General features: G+C 72.6%; 12 protein-coding genes and 1 pseudogene. 3 read left to right on the top strand and 10 right to left on the bottom strand.

The genetic code is table 11. From position 1 onward, the window contains the following. Positions 1–105: 105 nt before the first annotated feature. The 9 genes from DMB66_RS20515 to DMB66_RS20555 form a co-directional block, all read right to left on the bottom strand. The gene (locus DMB66_RS20515) at positions 106–3,072 is read right to left on the bottom strand and encodes a S8 family serine peptidase (RefSeq protein WP_125805714.1); all 2,967 of its coding nucleotides are present in this window, start codon (positions 3,070–3,072) and stop codon (positions 106–108) included. A gap of 53 nt (positions 3,073–3,125) precedes the next feature. Next, positions 3,126–3,695, bottom strand: coding sequence for a GNAT family N-acetyltransferase (locus DMB66_RS20520; protein ID WP_125805715.1), 570 nt, complete (start codon positions 3,693–3,695; stop codon positions 3,126–3,128). Positions 3,696–3,769: 74 nt separating this feature from the next. Further along, the gene (locus DMB66_RS20525) at positions 3,770–4,534 is read right to left on the bottom strand and encodes an enoyl-CoA hydratase (protein ID WP_125805716.1); all 765 of its coding nucleotides are present in this window, start codon (positions 4,532–4,534) and stop codon (positions 3,770–3,772) included. Between the two features lie 24 nt (positions 4,535–4,558). After that, positions 4,559–5,857 carry a hypothetical protein gene (locus DMB66_RS20530; protein ID WP_125805717.1) on the bottom strand — a complete coding sequence of 433 codons (1,299 nt, stop codon included), beginning with the start codon at positions 5,855–5,857 and terminating at the stop codon, positions 4,559–4,561. After that, complete coding sequence (locus DMB66_RS20535) at positions 5,854–7,446, bottom strand: amino acid adenylation domain-containing protein (protein WP_233624726.1); 1,593 nt, start codon at positions 7,444–7,446, stop codon at positions 5,854–5,856. The genes DMB66_RS20530 and DMB66_RS20535 overlap by 4 nt, the downstream gene beginning before the upstream one ends. A 155-nt stretch (positions 7,447–7,601) precedes the next feature. Continuing rightward, positions 7,602–8,450: a hypothetical protein gene (locus DMB66_RS20540; protein WP_125805719.1), complete on the bottom strand. Its 849-nt coding sequence runs from the start codon at positions 8,448–8,450 to the stop codon at positions 7,602–7,604. Beyond that, entirely contained in the window at positions 8,447–8,761 is a 315-nt protein-coding gene (locus DMB66_RS20545; protein WP_125805720.1) for a PadR family transcriptional regulator, read from the bottom strand. Before DMB66_RS20545 ends, DMB66_RS20540 begins: the two co-directional genes overlap by 4 nt. 64 nt (positions 8,762–8,825) lie before the next feature. Further along, a complete protein-coding gene (locus DMB66_RS20550) occupies positions 8,826–10,046 on the bottom strand; it encodes a sensor histidine kinase KdpD (protein ID WP_158647298.1) in 1,221 nt (406 codons plus the stop codon). Next, positions 10,043–10,723 (bottom strand): response regulator transcription factor, encoded by a 681-nt coding sequence (locus tag DMB66_RS20555; RefSeq protein WP_233624727.1) that lies wholly within the window; start codon positions 10,721–10,723, stop codon positions 10,043–10,045. Before DMB66_RS20555 ends, DMB66_RS20550 begins: the two co-directional genes overlap by 4 nt. Before the next feature lie 127 nt (positions 10,724–10,850). On the opposite strand from DMB66_RS20555, the pseudogene DMB66_RS20560 reads away from it, so the two are divergent. Beyond that, a pseudogene (locus tag DMB66_RS20560) lies at positions 10,851–13,472 on the top strand (hypothetical protein); the annotation flags it as partial. Further along, positions 13,384–13,791: a hypothetical protein gene (locus tag DMB66_RS65955; protein ID WP_370318858.1), complete on the top strand. Its 408-nt coding sequence runs from the start codon at positions 13,384–13,386 to the stop codon at positions 13,789–13,791. The pseudogene DMB66_RS20560 and the gene DMB66_RS65955, both read left to right, overlap by 89 nt. An 84-nt stretch (positions 13,792–13,875) precedes the next feature. On the opposite strand, the gene DMB66_RS20565 is transcribed toward DMB66_RS65955, so the two are convergent. Continuing rightward, on the bottom strand, positions 13,876–14,970 hold the full coding sequence (locus DMB66_RS20565) for a sorbosone dehydrogenase family protein (protein WP_199752524.1): 1,095 nt from the start codon (positions 14,968–14,970) through the stop codon (positions 13,876–13,878). A 113-nt stretch (positions 14,971–15,083) separates the two neighbouring features. On the opposite strand from DMB66_RS20565, the gene DMB66_RS20570 reads away from it, so the two are divergent. Continuing rightward, positions 15,084–15,884, top strand: coding sequence for an intradiol ring-cleavage dioxygenase (locus tag DMB66_RS20570; protein WP_125805723.1), 801 nt, complete (start codon positions 15,084–15,086; stop codon positions 15,882–15,884). Positions 15,885–16,054: the final 170 nt, after the last annotated feature.

Raw genomic sequence — 16,054 nt, forward strand, 5'->3', positions numbered from 1 at the left:
TCAGTCGTACCCCGTGCCGTTCCTACCCGCAACCACCGGCCGGGTCGGCGGCTTCTTTTGTAGCCGAAAGAGCCCGCCCGGCGCCGGCCGGGCAGGGGCTGAGGGTTAGCCGACGGTGACGACTGTGCCGAGGCCGAGCGGATACTCGATGTAGCCCGCGTAGCGTCGGGCGGGATCGACTCCGGACCAGCTCCCGGTGACGGTCAGCGGCGTGCCCGGCACGGCCTTCGGGTTGGTCGGAGTCACCGAGAACGCGCCGAGCCGATCGGCCGCCGTCACCGGCGTGAACTGGAAGTGGTACGGCGTGGCGGTCGTGCCGGGCCGGTCGGCGAGGACGACGACCGCGGCCAGGTAGTCGCCGGGTGCCGGGTTCGGCACCGTCATCAGCGTGTCCGCCTTGAGCTGGGAGGAGATGTCCACCAGCTGCCACTGGCCGTCGACGATGTGGACGAGCGCCATGCCCAGGACCGCGTCGGGGTCGTCGGTGCGGGCGCTGAACTGCAGCGCCTTGACGCCCGCGGGCACCGTCACCACGTAGTCCTTCTCCTGATCGGCCGCGTTGCCGGTGGACGCGGAGACGCTGCCGGCCTGCGACGGGCCGGCGGCCAGGCCGTACGCGGTGATCGGGAAGCGCGGCAGGCCGGGCGTCACGGCGTAGGAGACCGTGCCCGAAGCGCCGCTGCCGGTCACCGAGGCCGGCGCGAGCGCGCTGGTCGGGGTCAGCGCGATCGGGCTGCGTACGGTGGTCCCGGCGCCCGACCAGACCAGACTTCCGGCCGTGTTGACCCCGGACTGGGCAGTGTCCTGAGTGAAGGTGACCGCGAACCGCTTGCGTTGTCCCGGCCTGGTGAACCGCAGCACTGGAGGGTTCACCTTCGCTTTGATGCCGGGCACATTGATCCGCGCCCGGTACACGCCCGGCTGGATGGCGGTGACTGTCCGGGTCACGGTCTGCGAGCCGAGCAACTGGCCGATCGCGATGGCCGACGTGTTGTAGTCGCTCGGGTCGATCGGCTTGACCCCGGTGTCGATGCCCTGGCCGGCCAGGTAGCCCAGCCAGTCCGCCTCGGATGAGTCGTACACCAGGCCGGGACGCAACATCCGGGCCGGCGTCACCTCACCCGCCCCCCGCGCGAACACGTCGGTGGAGACCGCGCCGGTGGCGGTCCGGATGTCCGTGGCGGTGGTCATCATGGCCGACTTGACCGCCATCGGGGACATGGCCGGATACCGGGCGAGGTACAGCGCGGCGAGGCCGGCGATGTGCGGCGCCGCCATCGACGTCCCGGACTGGAAGTCGAAGGCACGGCCGTTGTTGGTGGCAGGCGCCACCGCGGCGAGGATGGACACGCCGGGCGCCGCGATGTCCGGCTTGAGCAGGTCGCCGTGGTTGATCACCGACGGACCGCGCGAGGAGAAGCCGGCGACCTGCGGGTACGGCACGGTGGTGCCGCCCGGGGTCAGGGTCGCCTGCGCGCCGGTCGTGCCCGCGTACGCCCGTACCGCCAGCGAGCCGGGGATGTTCAGGTGCACGGTCGGCACGGTGTGCACGTCGCCGTCGAGTTCGAGATCGGTCAGGTTGACCAGGACCATGCCCGCCCCGCCGGCCCGCTTCACCTCGGCGGACTTCGCCGCCCGGGCGTTGACACCGCGGTCGCAGACCACGATCCGGCCGGCGGCCAGAGTGGGGTCGAGGGTGTTCGGTTGGCACAGGGCGGCATCGGCGGCCGACGCGGCCGGGTACCTCACCGCCGTGCTGGTGACCAGCGGCTCCGGGCCGACTGCCCTGGTCACCGAGGTGCTGATGCCGGTGTAGCTCGCACCGTTGCCGAGCGTGACGGTGCCCGAGTGCGGTGCGACGGTGCTGGCCGCGACCGTGGTCACCCAGGGAGCCGTGTTGTCCAGTGTGGACGGGTCCGGGCCGGCGTTGCCGGCAGCGGCGGAGACGAAGATGCCGGACTCGGCCGCGGCCAGGAACGCCTGCTGGATCGGACTGCTCAGCGCGGACTCGAAGATGCTCCCGACCGAGTAGTTGATGACGTCCACGCCGTCGGCCACGGCCTGGTCGATCGCGGCGACGATGTCGCTGGTGTACCCGCCGGTGGAGGTCGAGTCGGTGCCCTGCCACAGCGCTTTGTAGACGGCGACGGCCGCGCCCGGGGCCACCCCGGAGATGGTGCCGAAGTCGATGTCGTCGACCGTCGCGTGCACCTTCGCGTTGCCGGCCGCGGTCGAGGCGGTGTGCGTGCCGTGGCCGAGGCCGTCGCGGGGGGAGAGGTAGTCGGCCCGCCGGTCCGGCGGGACGACCTGGGTCCAGGTGTCCCCGAAGTACCGGGCGCTGATCAGCTTGGTGTTGCACAGGTCGGCCGTGAACTGCTGGCCGGCCTGGCAGGTCCCGGTGAAGGTGGTGCCGTCGGCCTTGGCCATGGTGGTGCTGGCGCCCCGCAGGTACGGCCGGAAGGGGTCCCGGCGGGTGGGTGGCTCGGTGCCCAGCGCGGGAGCGGCGAACGAGGCGCTCTCCGGCCATACGCCGGTATCGATGACGCCCACCACGGTGCCCTTGCCCGCGTTGGCGGCGCCGCCCAGCGCCGCCCAGACACCGTTCCTTCCGGACAATCGAAGGAAGTCCGTGGAGTTTCGGTCGTCGGTCACCTTCTGCAGAGTGTCCGGCACGACCGACCGCACACCGGCGGACTGGGCGAGTCTGAGCGCCTGCGGGCCGGTCAGCGTCGAGGCGAAGGCGTTGGCCGCGACGGCATAGTGCCGGGTGGCCTTGGCGCCGACCGAGGCCGCGAGCCGGTCCTGCTGGTCGCTCAGGTATCCCCGATAGCGCCGCGAGTTGGCGCCGGCCACATCGACCTTCGCGCCGGTCGCCGGCTTGGTGGCGGCCATGCCGGCCACCCCGCCCTGGTAGCTGGCCAGCGGCGCACCGGCCAGCGTGACGACATAACGCCCGGTCAGGAAGGCGGTCCCGGGTGGCGCGGCCGAGGCCGGTGCGGCGGGCACTGTCGTCAACGCTGCGGTGACTACCAATACCAGGGCGGCGGAAACCCGCCGGGCGGTCGCGGCCACAGATCTCCTTCGGCAGAAGCTGGGTACAGGTTGCTGCACCAGGCGGCCGGCCGTCAATGCAAGATTTGTCCTCTATGGAGCGTCGTCTGCCACGGCGTGACCGGGGACCGCAGGCCGAGCCACTGCTCGGCGCCCCAGGCCTGGAACCGCTCCACCTCGGTGAACCCCAGCTTCGCCGCGAGGCGCATCGAGGCGACGTTGGCGCTTTGGGTGGTGAGCACCACCGGCTCGCCGGGCAGGGCGCCGTCGAACCAGTCGAGTGCCGCCGCGCACGCCTCGGCGGCGTACCCGAATCCCCACGCCCGGGGCAGGAACAGGTAGCCGAGATCGGCCTTCCCCGCGGCGGCCTGGCGACGGTGCCCCGTTGCTCTCCTGAGCAGGATTTGGCCGATCATGGTCCCGTCGAGATCGACGACGAAACTCCCGGGCCACCGCTCGGGCGCCCCGGGCATCTCGCGCTCAAGCTCCTCCCGCGGCCGGGCGCCGCCGAGGTAGGTGTGTACCTCCGGCGACGCCAGCAGCTCGACGAACGCCGCGCGGTCCCGGGTCTCGGACTCACGGAGCACGAGCCTCGCGGTCCGGATCGGCGTGGGCGGCCAGGCGATGGGTCCGAGCTCAGTCATGCCGGCCAGCCAACCAGCAGGCTCGGCGGCGATCAAGACTCGCGGACCGGTCAACCCACCGGCCCGCACAGCGGTCACCAGCCGGTGAAGCGCGGCGGGCGCTTCTCCAGGAAGGCCCGCATCCCTTCGCTGCGGTCCTCGGTGGCGAACAGCGCGTGGAAGTTCCGGCGTTCGAACAGGATGCCTTCGCGCAGGCCGACCTCCAGGGCCCGGTCCACGCACTCCCGGGCGATCATGCTCGCCGGCTTGCTGTGCGAGGCGATCGTCGTGGCCGCCGCGGTCGCCTCGGCCAGGAGGCGGCCGGCGGGGACGACCCGGGAGACCAGACCGCAGCGTTCGGCCTCCTCGGCGTCCATCGGGCGGCCGGTGAGGATGAGGTCCATGGCCTTGGCCTTGCCGACCAGCCTGGTGAGGCGCTGGGTGCCACCGATGCCGGGTATCACCCCGAGGGTGATCTCCGGCTGGCCGAACCTGGCCGTGTCGGCGGCGATGATCAGGTCGCACATCATCGCCAGTTCGCAGCCGCCGCCGAGCGCGTAGCCGGAGACCGCGGCGACCTTCGGCGTACGGAGCGCGGCGAAGCCTTCCCAGCCGGCGAAGAAGTCCTCGGCCATCATCTCGGCGAAGGACTTCGACGCCATCTCGCGGATGTCGGCGCCGGCCGCGAACGCCCGCTCGGAACCGGTGATCAGGAAACAGCCCACCGAGGGATCGCGGTCCATCGGCCGCAGCGTCTCGACCAGTTCCGTCATCAGGTCTGTGTTGAGCGCGTTGAGCACCTCGGGGCGGTGCAGGCGCACGGTGACGACCCGCTCGTTCCGTTCGATCTTCAGATTCATGTCGAGTCCTTCCGGTGAGTGGGGTCAGGAATCCCAGATCGCGCCGTACGCCGGGATGCCGCGCCGTTCGAGGCTGTGGACAACCTGCCAGGTCAGCTTCTTGTTCGAGATGCAGATGACCGCCTCCGCGCCGGAGAGCAGGTACGCGGCGTACGCGAGCCGGACCATGTCGGGCTTGCCCCGCTCGGCGGTGTCCCAGATGGTGGCGTCGGGCTCCGCGGCGAGGATCTCGTCGACGAACGCGTCGCCGTACGTCTCGCGGGGGCTGCGCGCGGACCAGACCAGCCGGGCGGGCACCCGCTTCGCCAGCAGATGGGGCAGGACCGGTCCGATGCCGCTGCCGGTCGCGACGTACACCACGCGGGTGAACAGGGTCTCGATGTTCGCCACGCCCGCCGTGGTGATGCCCTTGACCCAGACGTGCGTCGGCGCGTCGTCGATGAACGACCCGGTCCAGTCGCCGGCCCGGGAGATGGTCAGGCGGAAGCCGGCCTGCCCGGGGGAGGGCACGTTCGCGAACGAGTGCCACTCCCGCAGCGGATCCCGGCTCACCGCGGTGGACGAGCCCGCGAAGGGCGTCACCCCGTGGTCGAACCGCACCACGGCGACGTGCGCGGACGGCCGCTCGACGCCGATCCGCACCCGGCGCAGGCGCAGCCACGGCAACGCGATGCTGACGGTCAACACGGCGAGCACCCAGACGCCCGACGACTGCAGCAGGACGGTCTGCGCCCACAGCAGCGCGAGCGCGGCCCAGCCGCCGTACCGGTGGGTCTTTTCGAATCTGTCGTGCCGCCGGGCCCGCAGCGGCGGCACCGCCGTGACGACCATCCCGAGGAGCAGCGCCACCGCCGCATACGAGGCGGTGAGCGCGGCGAGCGACCTGGCATCCGGGTTGCGCAGCACGTCGGCGGTGAGCGAGGCGGTGGCGGCCAGATACCAGAGCGTGCCCGCCACCGCGCCGCCCACGTGCAGCCCGCCGAAGTGGTAGACCTTCGCCAGCGTCCAGCGCAGCCGCAGCGGCCACCGGGTGGGCGCGCTGGTGGCGAGCCGGAACAGCAGGTTGATGACGTACTGCTGACGGATCAGGATGGCCACCGCGAAGTTCGCCAGGGCCGCGTCGGCCAGGCCGGCGGTGGTGCCGGCCACCGCCGGCGCGAGCCAGAGCACGCCCAGGTTCGCGGCCAGCACAAGCGCGACGAGCCGGTTGTGGTGCATCAGCCGCGGATGCTTGAGCACCCGCCGGCACCGCGAGGTCTGTGCCGGCAACGCGATATCCGGTGTGAACGGCGCCGGCTCGGCGGCGACCCGGGCCGGCGTCATGCCGCGTCCCGCGCGACGGCCCCGAACGCGAGCGCCAGGTGCCGCAGCGCCGCCTTGTCGACTTTGCCGCGGCCGGTCTCCGGCAACACGGGCAGCGGATACACCGCCGCGGGCGTGCAGTAGTACGGCAGGGCGGCGGCGACGGCCGCCCGCACCGCGCCCGGATCGACGTGCGCCGGGCTGACGAAGCACACCAGGTCGTCGTCGAGCTTCAGGGTCACCGCCCGGCCGCATCCCGGCACGGTCTCGCACACGGCGGTGACCGAGTCCAGTTCCACCCGGAAGCCGCGGACCTTGACCTGGTCGTCGGTGCGGCCGAGGTGCTCCAGCTGGCCGTCCGGGGTCCACCGGCCGAGATCCCGGGTACGGAACATGAGCCGCCCGCCACCGAGGAACGGATCGGGGGCGTACCGCTCGGCGTTCAGGTCGGGGTTGGCGAGGTAGCCGGCGGACACGCAGTCCCCGCCGGCCCACATCTCACCGGTGTCCCCGATCGGGCAGGGGCGGCCGTCCTCGTCGAGGACGTACACCGTGTTGTTGGGTGTCGGCCGCCCGATCGTGAGCCGGGCGGCCGCGGGGTCGTGGCGCTGCATCGTGTTCACGATGGTCGTCTCGGTGGGGCCGCAGGCGTTGTAGAAGGTGCAGGCGCGCGCCCAGCGATCGGCCAGCGGCCGCGGGCAAGGCTCGCCGGCGACGGCGACGACCTGGATGTCGCGGCACTGCCGGGGGTCGATCGACGCGAGCACGGTCGGCGTCGCGATGAGCACCTGGACGCCGCGCGCCGCCGCGGCGATGTCCCCGCCCCGGATGACGAGCGTGGCGCCGTGGCTCAGGCAGCCCAGGATCTCCCACGCGGCCATGTCGAAGGCGATGTTGAGCAGCTGGGCCACCCGCCAGCCGGGCCGGATGCCGAGGGAACCGGGCTCGGTGAGCAGGATGTTGCAGACGTTGCGGTGGGTGACGGTCACCCCGTTCGGCGGTCCCGTGGTGCCGGAGGTGAACAACACGTAGCACCCGTGCTCGGGATCGATCGGTCGCACCGGCCGGAAGAACGTGTGGTCGTCGGCCGGAGCGAAGGGCTGCGCCATGACGGCGTCGATGGCGATGCGGATGTGCCCGGCATCGGCCGGCACGGCGTCGATGGTGCTCGACTGCGTCAGAATCACCCTCGTGGCGGCGGTGCGCACGACGTGGTTCAACTGTGCCCGCGGGGCGATGGCGATGTCCTGCGGTACGTACGCCGCCCCGGCCTTCAGCGTGGCGAACAGCCCGACCAGCATGGGGATCGACCGGCGGGTGAACAGCCCGACGCGGTCGCCGGGGCGCACGCCGTGCCGGGCCAGCATTGCCGCCAGCCGGTTCGCCTGCCGGTCCAGTTCGCCGTAGGTGATCGTCTCGCCGAGGTGCTCCGCCGCGATCGCGTGTGGCTGGGCCGCGGCGTGCCGCTCGAACGCGTGGTGAACGCGTGAGTGCGGCACGGCCTCGACCGGGCCGTGGCCGAAGCGCCGGAACAGTTCGCGATCCGGGCCCGGGAGAGCATCCAGCAGCTGAGTGGTCTCCGTGCCCGGGTGACGCTGCGGGCGCGCCATGGTCAGAGTCGACCCGGCACGCCGGGGTGGCGGCTGATTCATCGCGTCCCTCCGATCGTGGCCGCGTAGGTGTCGCGGCCCTCGGATCGAAGATTGCAAATGCGTCTTAGATTCTTCTTAGAGCTCCCGGCGCCGCCGTTCCGGAGGCTCCTTGATCAACGGGGTCCGGGCGCCGGGGAAGCCGTCGTCGTGCCGGTCCGCGCGGTGGTCGCGAGCCCGAGAGCGTACGCGGTGCAGCTGGTGAGCAACGCGGGGATGATCGTCATCGCATCGGCCACCCGCCCGGCCGGGTCGCCCATCACGGTCGGGTCGATGCCGAGCGTGGTGACCGGGTAGGCGCCCACGGCCACGGCTGCCGAACCGAACACCGACAGGCCGTACCAGGAGAACGCCAGCTCGCATGCCAGCACGCCGCCGAGCGCCATCGTCAGCACCGCGCGATGCCGGCGTCCCCGGCGGACCAGGGCGACCGCCACTGTGGACAGCGCGCTGATCGCCACCCACCAGCAGCCGAGGGCGGCGGCCATGGCCCACCTGCCCGTATCGGTGAGGAGCAGCACCAACGGCAGGGCGCCGACGGCGAGCCCGGCCGGCGCGAGCGCCGAGGTGAACGGCAGCCGCGCGTGCCCCGCCAGCCAGATCGCCCCGGCTGCGACCGGCAGGGTCACCACCGCAGGCAGGATGTGGCCGGCCTCGTCGCCCACCGATGAGCCGGCAACGGCGGCAACGGCGACGAACAACCATCCACAGAGGAAGAAGAGCATGAGGTAGGCACCGGCGAAGGCCATGGGCGCGGCGAGCAGGCCGGTCGCCGCGTGCACGTGGGGGCGCAGCCGCGCATACGTGAGCGCCCGCGCCCGTTCGGCGAGCGCGCACCGGGCCACGTCGGCCAGGTCGCGCACCGGCCGCCGGGAATGGGCGAGCAGGTCGGCGATCTCCGGACCGTACCGATCCCGGACGGAACGCGGGTAGAGGGCGAGGACCAGCCGGATGGCGCGGTTCACGGCAGAGCCAGCCGGCGCAGTCCGGTGCTGGCGACCGCCCGCATCCGCGCCAGCTCCGTGTGCAGCACCGCTCGGCCGTTGTCGGTGAGCTGATAGGGCTTGCGGCGTTCCAGCGCCGGCAGCGCCTCGATGAATCCCTGTTCCTCCAGGCGGCGGATCGCGCCGTACAGCGTGCCCGGACCGGGGCGCTCCGCGATGAGGGCGGCGATGTCGTCCTGCATCGCATACCCGTGTTTGGGGCCCTCGGCGAGGCTGATCAGGATGAGTAACGCCGGTTCCGAGAACCGGCCGAACTCGGTGAGCCCGGACATGCGACCTCCCTCTACTACGTCGGACGTAGCATCGCAGGACGATGTATGGAGGTCAACTCGCCCGTCAGCGTCTCGCGGCGGGCAGCCGGACGGTGAAGCGCGCGCCGTTGTCCGGCTCGCCCTCCGCGGTGATCGTTCCGCGGTGATCCTCGACGACCTCCCGGACCAGCGCCAGGCCGATGCCGTGGCGCTGGCCCCGGCCGGTGTTGCCGCGGACGAAGCGGGTGAAGATGGTGTGCCGCCGGGCCGGGTCGAGCCCGGCTCCGTCGTCGGCGACGACCAGTTCCACGGTCCGCCCGCCGTCCACCGCCGTGATGCCGATGGCTATCTTGCCGCCCGGCCTGCCGTGCCCGATGGCGTTGTCGACCAGGGCGGAGAGCATCCGGCGCAGCGACGCCTCGATGCCGGCGACGACCAGGCCGGACTCCGGCACCGCCAGGTGGGCCACCAGCTCGTGCTCGCCCAGCCGGCCGGCCTCCGCGGCGATCAGGTCGGCGGCGAGGGCCGACAGGTCGACCCGCTCGAATTCCGGCCGGCCCGACCTCAGCCGGGCGCTGGCCAGCAGGTCGTCCACCACCTCGCTCAGTTCCCGGCTGCCCCTGGCCAGCTGGCGCAGCTCGGCCACGACGGGCTGCGGCAGGGTGGGCGCGCCCCGCAGGAGCAACTGGGTCCGGGTGTGCAGGCGGGTCAGCGGGGCGCGAAGCTCGTGGCTGGCATCGGCGACGAACCGGCGTTGCCGGTCCAGGGCCTCCTCCAGCGGCGCGATGGCGCGCCGCGACAGCCGGGTGCCGGCCGCCGCCGCGCCGGCCATCCCGACCAGCCCGGCGATCACCAGCGCGCCGAACAGGTGCCAATGGTTCTCCCGCAGGTACGCGTCGTCGAACACGGCCTGCCGCACCACGTTGCCGTGCCGTTCGGTGCGGACCCGGTAGACCGTGTCGTTGCGGCTGAACGACTCCTCCATCGGGAGCCCGCTGGTCGCCACCGCGAGGATCGAGCCGCGCAGCGGCAGCCCCGGCGGAGCCTGGTCGGCCCCCTCGACCTCGCCGTTCCGGACGATGAACAACCACAGGCAGGAGTACTGGATGCCGGGGACGGTTCCCTTGTGCATCGCGAGGCCGAGATAGCGGTCGGCGACGCCCTCCTGCTGCTGCGTCGTGACGACGTAGGCGATGCCGCCGACCAGCAGGACGACCCAGCTGATCGCGGCGGTGAGATTGACCGCCAGGACGATCCGGGTCCTGCGCAGCAACCGCTGGTCCGGGTCGCGCCGGGCATACGTCACAGCGCGCCGACCTGGTATCCCCATCCGTGCACCGTGCGGACGACGCCGTTGCCCAGCTTGCGCCGGAGATAGTGCACGTAGGTGTCCACGATCGACTCCCCGGTGGCGTCGGGGAACGCCAGGCTGAGCAGCTGACCCCGGCTGTACACCGTGCGGGGCCGGATCGCGAGCGACCGGATCAGCGCGAACTCGCGGCCGGTGAGGTCCACCCGCCCGCCGTCCGGCAGCCGTACGTCGCGTTGCCGCAGGTCGAGCCGGCCCCGGCCGAGCGGGATGTCCTGGGCCTCGTCGAACAGCCGGCGCCCCAGCGCCCGGACCCGCGCCAGCAGCTCCGCGACCTCGAACGGCTTGGTGAGGTAGTCGTCCGCCCCGGCGTCGAGGCCGTCGATGCGGTCGGCGGTCTCGCCGAGGGCGGTCAGCATCAGGATCCGGGAGCTGACGGCGCGCCGGCGCAGGCGCAGGACCAGCTCGAGCCCGTCGATGGCCGGCAGCCGGCGGTCCACCATGATGACCTGGTACGGCTGGCTCAGCCCGAGGTGCAGGCCGTGCTGGCCGTCGTGCGCGACGTCGACGGTGTAGCGGTCCGCGGTGAACGTGTTGGCCAGCATCTCGGCCAGGGCGCGATCGTCTTCCACCAGGAGCAGGCGGTTCGGGCTGTTGCTTGAGCCTTCATCCACCAAACCATGATTACATCTACAACCTTCGCTGTCATGCGGTTGCGGAGGCATCCGAGAGAGCAGGAGCGCGCTGGTTGTCGACATTGATCCGACAGTCACGCCTCCCGCCGACCCCCCTCGCAGGACGATGGTGGCGTCGTCGACGGGAAAGGGCGAAACGGTGCCACGGAGCGAGCGGCCGCTGGACCCCGGGGACACGCCGCTCGTGCGACTCGCCGGCGATCTCCGCGGGCTGCGGCGCAAGGCCGGCAACCCGACGTACCGGGAGCTCGCCGAGCGGACGCACTATTCGGTCTCGACGTTGTCCGGGGCCGCGGGCGGCCGGAAGCTGCCCACCCTGGGGGTGGTGCTCGCCTACGTGACGGCCTGCGACGGCGACCGCGAGGAGTGGGAGCGGCGCTGGCATGAGGTGGCGCGGGAGCTGGCGCCGGATCTCCCGGCGGACTGGCCGGCGGGGGAAGCCGGGTCGCCGTACGTCGGCCTGGCGGCGTTCCAGGCCGACGACGCCGACCGGTTCTTCGGCCGGGAGGCGCTGGTCGCCGAGGTGCTCACCGCCGTGCGCCGGCAGAGCGTGGTGGCGGTGTTCGGCGCCTCCGGCGCCGGCAAGTCCTCGCTCCTGCGCGCCGGCGTGCTGCCACGCCTGCGCGCCGACCCGCGGCACGCCGTCGTCCTGTTCACCCCCGGCGCCGACCCGGTCGAGGAATGCGCGATCGCCCTGTCCCGGCTCGACGGCCGGCTGCCCGGCCCGGTGCGCGCCGAGCTGGCCACGGATCGGCGCGGCCTGCACCGGGTGGTGCGCCACACGCTGTCCGCGCGGCCGGAGGGCACCACATCGGTCCTGGTCATCGACCAGTTCGAGGAGATCTTCACGCTGACCACCGACGCGGGCGAGCGCGAGTTGTTCATCGACTCGCTGTGCGAGGCGGCGGCCGACACCCGGCGATGCTGCCGGGTCGTGCTCGGCGTCCGGGCCGATTTCTACGCCCACTGCACCGCCTTTCCGCGCCTGGCCGAGATCCTGCGCGGCGGCCAGGTGATCGTCGGGCCGATGACCGCGGACGAGCTGCGCAGGACGGTCACCCAGCCGGCGGTACGGCTCGGGTATGCGGTCGAGACGCCGTTGCTGACCGAACTGGTCGCCCAGGCCACCGGCCAGATCGGCGTGCTGCCGCTGCTGTCGCACGCGCTGCTGGAGACCTGGCGCCGGCGCCGGGGCAACACGCTGACGCTGGACGGGTTCCGGGCGGCGGGCGGCATGGACGGCGCGCTCAGCAAGACGGCCGAATCCGTCTGGTCCGGGCTGCCCCCGGCCGCGCGCGGGGCGGCGAAGCACCTGATGCTGCGGCTGACCGCCGTCGGCGACGGCACGCAGGACACCAAGCGCCGCATCTCGCCCGAGGAGTTGGACGACGACCCGGACACGCGCCTGGTGGTGGGCCGGTTCGCCGAGGCCCGGCTGATCGCCGTCGACCGCGACGCGATCGAGATCTCCCACGAGGCGCTGATCCGGTCCTGGCCGCGGCTGCGGGACTGGCTGGCCGAGGACCGCGACGGCCTGCGGCTGCACCGGGAGCTGACCTCGGCGACCGAGGCCTGGCAGGCGGTCCACCGCGACCGCGGGGCCCTCTACCGGGGTGTGCGGCTGGCCCGGGCGCAGGAGTGGGCCGCGCGTGACGGCGCCGCGCTCAGCCGCCGCGAGCGGGAGTTCCTGACCGCCAGTTCCGCGGCGGAGCGGGCCGACCGGATCGCCGCGCGCCGCAGCCGGAGCCGCCTGCGCCGGGCCGTCGCCCTGCTCAGCGTGCTGCTCGTGCTCGTGGTGGCGGCCACGGGATATGCGATCGTGGCCGGCCGGTCGGCCGCCGTCCAGCGCGACACCGCCCTGTCCGAGGTGGTGGCGACCAAGGCGGCCCTGCTGCGCCCCACCCAACCGGTCCTCGCCGCGCAGCTCAGCCTCGCGGCGTACCGGCTGGCGCCGACCGCGGAGGCACGGTCCGGCCTGCTCGCCGCCGTGCCGTTCCCGAACGGCCGTCGCCTCGCCGGTCATGCCGGCAACGTCAACTCGGTGCGGTTCAGCCCGGACGGCCGGTTGGTCGTGACCGCCTCGCACGACGGCACGGCGCGGCTGTGGAAGGTCGCGGACCTCCGCCGGCCCACGCCGTACGCGGTGCTCACGGGCCATGCCGGCACCGTGAACGACGCGGTCTTCCGGCCGGACGGGCGGGTGGTGGCCACCGCCGGCTGGGACCACACCGCCCGGCTGTGGGACGTCTCGCAACCCCGGCGGCCGGTGCTGCTCGCCGTGCTCGGCGGGCACGCCGACGACGTCAACTCGGTGGCCTTCAGCCCCGACGGCCGCCGCCTCGCCACGGCGAGCACCGACCGTACGGTGCGGTTGTGGGACGTCGCGAACCCGCAGGCTCCCGCCCATGTCGCGACGCTCAGCGGGCACACGAGCACGGTGGTGACCGTGGCCTTCCGCCCCGGCGGCGGCGAGCTGGCGACCGGGGGTTTCGACCGGCGGGTCGGGCTGTGGAAGCTCGCCGATCCGCGGCATCCGCGGTTCCTGACCGGCCACCGGGCGCCGGTCACCTGGGTGGCCTTCGGGCCGGACGGTTCCGCCCTGGCCTCCAGCGGCCAGGACGAGACCGTCATGATCTGGGATGCGGCCACCGGCCGGGCGACGGGCCGGCTCTCCGGCCATCGCGGGGTGGTGCGATCCGTCGCGTTCAGCCCGGACGGCCGCGCGGTCGCCACCGCGGGGCGAGGACCAAAGGACCGCCCGGTTGTGGGACGTGTCCCGGCCCGGCGCCTACCGGCAGATCGCCTCGCTGGAGGGACATGTCGAGGTGGTCTCCTCGGTCGCCGTCAGCCCGGACGGCCGTGCCCTCGTCACTGGCAGCGACGACGACACGGCGGCGCTGTGGCAGCTGCCCGGCGGCTGGGCGCCGGTCGATCCGGGCCGGGCGGCGGAGTGGATCTGCGCGCTCGCCGAGACCCCCGTCAGCGCCCGGCAGTGGGAGGCCTATTTTCCCGGGGTCGGCTACGACCCGCCCTGCCGACCGGGCTGATCGCCGGGAGGCCGACTGCCGCGCGCCTCGGCTTCCTCGTCGTGCTCGTGCTGGTCGACAACGATCTCTCGGTCGGCGCGCCGGTCAGCTGGTCGCGGGGAAGCGGATCACCCGGTCGTCGGCGGCCACCGGGCTGCCGCGGCCGTCCCGGTTGCTGGTGGTGATCCACAGGGACCCGTCGGGGGCCCGCTCCGCGGTGCGCAGCCGGCCGTACTGGCCCTGGAGCAGTGCGGTCGGGGTGCCGGCGCCGCCGTTGCCGTTGAGCGGGACCGACCAGAGCCGCTGGCCGCGCAGGGCGGCGACGTAGAGGGTGCTGCCGTCGATCGTGGCGCCGCTGGGCGAGGCTTCGGCGGTGGTCCATACGACGATGGGGTTGCGGAAGCGGGTGTCGCCGGTGCTGCCCTCGACCGTCGGCCAGCCGTAGTTGCCGCCGGCCACGATCTGGTTCACCTCGTCCCAGGTGTTCTGGCCGAACTCCGAGGCGTACAGCCGGCCCTGTCCGTCCCAGGCCAGGCCCTGCACGTTGCGGTGGCCCATGCTGTAGACCAGGGAGCCCGGGAAGGGGTTGCCGGACGTGGGCACGCCGCCGTCCGGCCGCATCCGCAGGATCTTGCCGTTGAGACTCTGCTGGTTCTGCGCGCTCGCGGTGTTGCTGGCGTCGCCCACGCCCGCGTACAGCATGCCGTCGGGGCCGAAGGCGATGCGCCCGCCGTCGTGGATGCTGGCCTTGGCGATGCCGCTGAGGATCACCCGCTGGTCCTGCGGCGCGTCGAGCCGCAGGCGCGCGATCCGGTTGTCCGAGGCGGCGGTGAAGTAGACGTAGACGAAGCCGTCCTGGGCGTATGTCGGCGAGACCGCCAGGCCGAGCAGGCCCGCCTCGCCGGCCGGTGCCACCCCGCTGATGGTGGCGACGACGGCGGGTGCGCTGCCGGGCCGCAGCCGCAGGACGCGGGCGCTGTTTCGCTCCGCGACCAGCGCGCTGCCGTCCGGCAGGAATCCCAGGCCCCAGGGTACGGTCAGACCCGTCGCCACGACCTCGGGGTTGCTGAGGTCCGGGCTCCGGAGAGCGCCTGGGAGCGCCTGGGTGGGCTGTGCGACGGCGATCGTGCCCACGCTGAGTATCAGCGTGCTGAACAAGGCGAGCTTGCGGCGCATGATCTCGACCTCCAGTTTCGGCATTGAAGTCTGTAAATGTACTCCGCCGCACATCCACAGCTCATTCATAGATTTAGATGCTTCTATGCGACGGTCCCATTACCGCTCGCAAGGAGGCGATCGTGCCAGGACGACCGATGCGACCAGACAACGACGCGTACGTGGCCGCCGTGCACGACAAGGGCCTGCAGTTCGACCTGCGGACCATGTCGCGTCGCCGGATGCTGACCGCGCTCGGCGGCGCCGGCGTGCTCACCGCGGTCGGCGGCCATGTGTTCGCCGACCCGACGGCGGCCGAGGCGGCCTGCGCGGCCGAGGTCGACTCCGAGACCGCCGGTCCCTACCCCGCCGACGGCACCAACGGTCCCAACGTGCGTACCATCTCCGGGGTCGTCCGCAGCGACATCCGCTCCTCGTTCGGCGGGGCGACCGGCATCGCCGGCGGCATCGGTCTGACCTTCTCGCTCACCTTGCTCAATCTGAGCTGCGCGCCGCTGGCCGGCGCCGCCGTCTACGCCTGGCACTGCGACCGCGAGGGCCGCTACTCGCTCTACTCCAGCGGCGTCACCAACCAGAACTATCTGCGCGGTATCCAGGTCGCCAACTCCTCCGGCACGGTCACCTTCACCAGCATCTACCCCGGCTGCTACGCCGGCCGATGGCCACACATCCACTTCGAGGTCTACCGCTCGCTGGCCGCCGCCACCACCAGTTCCGGGCTGATCGCCAAGACCTCACAGATCGCCCTGCCCAAGGACGCGTCATCCGCGGTGTACGCCACCACCGGCTACAGCCAGAGCGTGACCAACCTGAGCCGGATCACCCTCGCCGGCGACATGGTCTTCGGCGACGACCTGGCCGCGGGGCAGATGGCCACCCTCACCGGCGGCGTGACCAGCGGTTATGTGGCGACCCTGACCGCGACGGTGAACGTCTGAGCCGGCGGCGCCGGGGCGGCGGGTCGCCGCCCCGGCGCTGTGGCGGTGGACACGAATTCGCAGTTCCGCCGTGGTTTCGCGGTCATCCGACGTAGCGTTGAGGGCTGCTCAGGGCGGGTCCGTATGCCGCACGCCTGGGTGACGCTGACCCGTGAGGTGAAGATGGTGCA

The organism is Actinoplanes sp. ATCC 53533 (genome assembly GCF_003947245.1).